Consider the following 3,766-nt stretch of genomic DNA (forward strand, 5'->3'; position numbering starts at 1 on the left):
GGGCCCGACACCTCACCGGACCGGCGAAACTCAGCAGCGCGAGCCCGGCCGCACTCATCAGCGTGACCGTGACGCCTCAGGGCGACTGGACGGTGCCGCTGCCCCGGCTCGGGGTGCGCTTCGGGCTGGCGGAGGCGGACCGGGTGGAGTGGTTCGGCGGCGGCCCCGGCGAGGCGTACCCGGACACCGGGACGGCGTCCATGGTCGGCCGCTGGCAGTCCACGGTGGACGGGCTGCAGACGCCGTACGTCCGTCCGCAGGAGAACGGTGCCCGGGCCGACGTCCGCTGGGTGGAGCTCGGCGGGCTCAGGATCGAGGGTGACCCGGAGTTCTGGTTCACGGCGCGGCGCTGGACGACCGAGCAGCTGGACGCGGCCCGGCACCGCACCGACCTCACGGCCGGCGACACGGTGTGGGTCAACCTCGACCACGGGCAGCACGGTATCGGCTCGCAGTCCTGCGGCCCCGGCCCCCTGCCGCAGTACTTCCTGAAGGCGGAACCGGCGGAGTTCTCGTTCGTGTTCTCGACCACCAGGTAAGAAGACGATTAATCGATTGACCGATTGATCGACATTCCGAGAGTGTCGGGGTGTCCTCCGCGGCCGGTCGGCCCTCGCGCCGACTGGCCGCTGCTGTGTTCGCCGCAAGGGAGTTGGTGGGTCAGTTGAGTGTCGCCATCGAGGTCCGCGGGCTGTCCCGTACCTTCCACACCACCGTCCGCCGCCCCGGCTTCGCGGGCGCCGTCCGTTCCCTGGTCAACCCCGAGCGGGTGGCCAAGCACGCCGTCTGCGACATCACCTTCGACGTGGCCGCGGGTGAACTCCTCGCCCTGCTCGGCCCGAACGGCGCCGGCAAGTCCACCACCATCAAGATCCTCACCGGCATCCTCACCCCCACGTCGGGCGAGGCCCGGGTCGCGGGCGTGGTGCCGTACCGGGAGCGGGAACGCAACGCCCGGAACGTGGGCGCGGTGTTCGGGCAGCGCACCCAGTTGTGGTGGGACCTGCCGGTGCGCGAGTCGTTCGCGATCCTGCGGGACATCTACGAGGTGCCCAGGGCCGAACACGCGGCCCGGCTGGCGGAGTTCGACGACATCCTGGAGCTGTCGTCGTTCTGGGACACCCGGGTCCGTCACCTCTCACTCGGCCAGCGGGTGCGCAGCGATCTGGCCGCCGCCCTGCTGCACGACCCGCCGGTGGTGTTCCTGGACGAGCCGACCATCGGCATGGACGTGGTGGTCAAGGAGCAGGTGCGGGAGCTCCTGCGGCACCAGGTGGAGCAGCGCGGCCGTACGGTGCTGCTGACCACGCACGACATGACGGAGGTCGAGCGGCTCGCCGAACGGGTGGTGCTGGTCAACCACGGCCGGCTGATGCTGGACGGCTCGCTCGACGAGATCCGCCGGAAGTTCGGCTCGACCTGGCAGGTGCGGGCCACGCTGGCCGATCCGCACGCCGAGGTCGTCCCGCCGCCGGGCACCACACTGCTGCGGCACACCGGCGGGCAGGTGGTCTTCGGTCCCGACGGGCTGGACGCGCCCACCGTCCAGCAGGCCCTGAAGGCGGTGATCGAGCGGTTCGAGGTGACGGACATCGCCCTGGACGAGGCGGACCTCGAGGACGTGATGCGCGCCGCGTACGCGCACGCCGGGGAGGTCTGACGTGGCCGTGCTCCACGCCTGGCGCGCCGCCCGGGTCACCCCGCTCGGCGAGCTGAACGCACCGCCCCGGATGACCGCCGTCGCCCTGCGGCTGGCCGTGCAGGTGGTGCTGGTCTGGTCGCTGTGGAGGGGCCTGTACGCGCAGACCGGCACGACCGCGGGGCTGAGCCGCGACCAGGCGGTCACGTACGCCGTGCTGGCCGTCCTGGCCTCCCGGCTGCGGGAGCTGGACCAGTACGCGGGCCGGGACACCGTCCTGCAGCACATGCACTTCGGGACCATCGTGTACTGGTACCTGCGGCCGCTGCCGCCGCAGCGCTACTACGCCCTGCGGGCGGCCGGAGAGCAGCTGTACGGGCTGGCATGGGCGCTGACGGGGTACGTCATCTGCCTGGCCGCCGGTGTCGTCGAGCCGCCCGGATCGCCCGCGGTGGCCGGGGTGTTCGCGCTCAGCATGCTGCTCGGCCAGTGGGTCCTGTACTACGTCATGCTCCTGCTTGACCAGTTGTGTTTCTGGACCGTCCGCAACACCGCGGCCATGCTGATCCTGCTGTTCGCGCAGAACCTGCTGTCCGGGGTGTACGCGCCGCTGTGGTTCTTCCCGGACTGGTTCGTGACGATGAGCGCGTTCCTCCCCTTCCAGGCCACGCTGAGCGTGCCGTTGTCGCTGTACGTGGGCCGGATCCCGTTGTCCGACGCGGCGTTCCAGCTCTCCGTCCAGGCCGCGTGGGTCGTGGCGCTGGCGTTGTTCACCCGGTTGCTGTGGCGGCGGGCCGCCCGGCGCGTGATCTCGCAGGGAGGCTGAGATGTCCTGGAAGGCTCTGCGGATCGTGTGGCGCGTGACGGCGCTCAACTTCCGCGCGCAGATGGAGTACCGCACCGAGTTCCTGCTGATGATCGCGATCGGCGCGATCTGGCAGGTGTCGGTGATCGTGTTCGCGACGGTGCTGCTGTCGCGGTTCGCCGGGATGGGCGGCTGGGACAGCTCCGACGTGCTGCTGATCCCGGCGACGCGGATGCTGGCGCACGGGCTGTTCGTGCTGTTCCTCGGGCGCATGCACTGGGCCGGCCGGCAGATCCAGGAGGGCCGGATCGACATCTATCTGATGCGTCCGATGCCGGTCCACCGCCAGATACAGCTGGCGTTCTTCCCGACCAACGCCATCGGGGACCTGACGGTGGCGGCGGGCCTGATGCTGGGGGCGCTCTCCCGCAGCGGTATGGACTGGACGACGGGCCGGATCACGTACCTGGTCGCGGCCGTCCTCGGCGGCATGCTGCTGGAGGCGGCCCTGTTCACGGTCGTGGCCAGTGCGTCCCTGCGCTTCCCGGCCGCCGACATGTGGGGCCGCTGGCTGGAGGAACTCCTCGGCACCTTCGGCAGCTACCCCCTGAACGTCCTGCCCAAGGCGGTGGGCGGATTCCTGACCTACGGCCTTCCGCTCGCGTTCGTGGCCTACTTCCCGGCGGCGGTCCTGACGGGACACGGCCACTCGACGGGAGTTCCGTACTGGCTCGCGGCGGCCTCACCGCTGCTCGGGCTGCTGGCGTACCTGGCGGCGCGGGTGCTGTGGAACTGGAGCCTGCGGCACTACAGCGGGATCAACGGATGACCGCGCAGGAGTACGCCGCCGAGGCCGTCGTGTGGAGCCGGCTGGCCGGGCTGCTCTCGGCGCCCGGTGACCGCGAGGAGGTCCAGGACTGCTGGGACATCGGCGAGCAGGAGGCCGGTCTGGAGCTGCTGGTCGACCGGCTGCGTGAACAAGGCCCGGGCATCGGGGAGTCGGCTCGCGCCGAGCTCGCGGTGATGGCCGAGCAGTGGGGGGAGTGGGACTGGCTCGGCGTGCGGATCGCGGCCCTGCCCCACGTCGGGGAGGAGGCCCATGGGCTGCGTGTGCTCCCGGACGGGGCGGAGGAGACACGGCCCGCCGGATTCGTGCTGGCGGGGCACCCGTTCGCCGAGGCGGTGCTCGTTCCGTGGATCGTCTGCGCACCCTGCGGGCGGGTTCTGGCCCGGGCCCACCGGCGGGAGGAGTGGGGCGCCCTGTCGTACCTGGCGGAGGGATACGTCGTCTTCGGGCCCGAACACGCCCCGGTGGTCCTCGC

General features: G+C 71.2%; 4 protein-coding genes and 1 pseudogene. All 5 read left to right on the top strand.

Translation table 11 applies throughout. The annotated features are described in order from the left end of the window. Window positions 1–539 (top strand): annotated as a pseudogene (locus tag ABZ281_RS41870) (hypothetical protein); the annotation flags it as partial. Window positions 540–664: 125 nt separating this feature from the next. Continuing rightward, on the top strand, window positions 665–1,660 hold the full coding sequence (locus ABZ281_RS41875; RefSeq protein WP_356663194.1) for an ATP-binding cassette domain-containing protein: 996 nt from the start codon (window positions 665–667) through the stop codon (window positions 1,658–1,660). Between the two features lies 1 nt (window position 1,661). Beyond that, entirely contained in the window at window positions 1,662–2,465 is an 804-nt protein-coding gene (locus ABZ281_RS41880) for an ABC-2 family transporter protein (protein WP_356663188.1), read from the top strand. Window position 2,466: 1 nt separating this feature from the next. Continuing rightward, window positions 2,467–3,273 (top strand): ABC-2 family transporter protein, encoded by an 807-nt coding sequence (locus ABZ281_RS41885; RefSeq protein WP_356663190.1) that lies wholly within the window; start codon window positions 2,467–2,469, stop codon window positions 3,271–3,273. Then, the coding region (locus ABZ281_RS41890; RefSeq protein WP_356663192.1) for a hypothetical protein at window positions 3,270–3,766 on the top strand (497 nt) is incomplete at its 3' end. The genes ABZ281_RS41885 and ABZ281_RS41890, both read left to right, overlap by 4 nt.

It is taken from the genome of Streptomyces sp. NPDC006265 (assembly GCF_040613555.1).
Taxonomy (GTDB): domain Bacteria; phylum Actinomycetota; class Actinomycetes; order Streptomycetales; family Streptomycetaceae; genus Streptomyces.

What these genes read in the sequence shown, in the direction of transcription:
- ABZ281_RS41885 (WP_356663190.1), top strand. Translation starts at nt 2,467, where the DNA reads ATGTCCTGGAAGGCTCTGCGGATCGTGTGGCGCGTGACGGCGCTCAAC.